This is a genomic window from Intrasporangium chromatireducens Q5-1, from assembly GCF_000576575.1.
GTDB classification, from domain to species: domain Bacteria; phylum Actinomycetota; class Actinomycetes; order Actinomycetales; family Dermatophilaceae; genus Intrasporangium_A; species Intrasporangium_A chromatireducens.
In genome coordinates this window covers 1-1,314 of record NZ_AWQS01000473.1, presented here as the reverse complement: position 1 = coordinate 1,314, position 1,314 = coordinate 1, and the positions used below count along the sequence as shown (strand labels likewise).

The window sequence follows — 1,314 nt, the reverse complement described above, 5'->3', positions numbered from 1 at the left end:
GGGCCGGTCGCCGGAGTCCCCGCTGCGGTCGCCGGCCCCCTCATTCCGGCAGCGACGCCGGCCTGGCTGGGCGGGGGCGCGCCGCCTGTGGTCGTGCTGGTCGTCGGAGTGGCGATGGCGACGGGCGTCGCGCCGGGACCGTGCGCCCCGCCGGGTGAGGCGCCCACGACCCCTGCGCCGATCACGATGGCGGCTGCGACCGAGGAGGCGACGGCGGCGACCTGCTGGCCGAGGACCACGGTCTGGCTCGCCGAGGAACCCCCAGCCGACCCGCTGCCCGACCCCCCGTTCGGGGAGGCCCCAGCCGACGCACCGCCCGGTCCAGTCTCCGACGCCTCACCCGCCGCGGGCCCAGCCGAACCGGCCGGTGCAGGCGACCCCGCGGAGACAGCGCCGGCGCTGAGCCCGGCAAGTGCCCCGGCCGACACGAAGCCGGGCGTGGAAAGCCCGCCGAGCAGGATGAGCGGCACCAGCAGCGCCGGGAAGCCGGCGTTGATGTCGGTCAGCTCACCCGCGACGGTCGCTGCGTGCGGGCACTGCTCGAGGTGTCGGCGCACCCGCTCGGCCTGGCGCTTCGGCAGACGGCCGCGGACGTGGGCGCCGAGGTGGTCGATCGTCCAGCGGCACTCGTCGCTGTCCGCGGACCGCGCCTGCCGGGCCGCATGCGCGTCGAGGTAGTGCGCGCGCAGCGCCTCGCGGGCCCGCATCGCGCTCGCCGAGACCGCGTTGGCCGTCATCCCGAGGACGGGGGCGAGGGTCCGCGGCGCCTCGCCCTCGACGGTCGTGTGCCAGAGGACGCGGCGGTCCCGCTCGGACAGTCCGGCGAAGGCCTCGCGGACGAGGTCGGCGTCGATCCCGTCGCCGGGGAAGTCCTCGAGCACCGGGTCGGTCAGCGCCTCCAGGTCATCGCTCTCGGCGGGCACGACACGCAGGTCGCGGCGGGCGTTGTCGACCGCGACGGTGCGCACCGTCGACAGGAAGTAGGACCGGAAGTTCTCCTCCGGCCCCTTGCCGTCCTGGATCAGGGACAGCACCCGGGCGCTCGCCTCGGCGACGATGTCCTCGGCGGACGACCGGCCACGATGGCGGGAGGCGACCGCGTAGGCGGCCGGCAGATGCCGCCGCCACAGCTCGCCGTAGGCCTCGGCAGACCCCGAACGGGCCTCGGCCAGCAGCTGCACGTCGGCAGCGGACGACCACGCCTCGCTCGACCACAGGGTCACGTCAACCGACACGCGCATCCCTTCGGCAGGCAACCACGGTCAACCACAGGTGACCAGTGTGCCAAGCAGACATCCCATGTCGAAACGCTGT

General features: G+C 75.0%; 1 protein-coding gene. It reads right to left on the bottom strand.

Going from position 1 to position 1,314, the window contains the following annotated elements; all coding sequences use genetic code 11:
• On the bottom strand, window positions 1-1,235 hold a 1,235-nt coding region (locus N864_RS22305), incomplete at its 3' end, for a sigma-70 family RNA polymerase sigma factor (protein ID WP_162164568.1).
• Window positions 1,236-1,314: the final 79 nt, after the last annotated feature.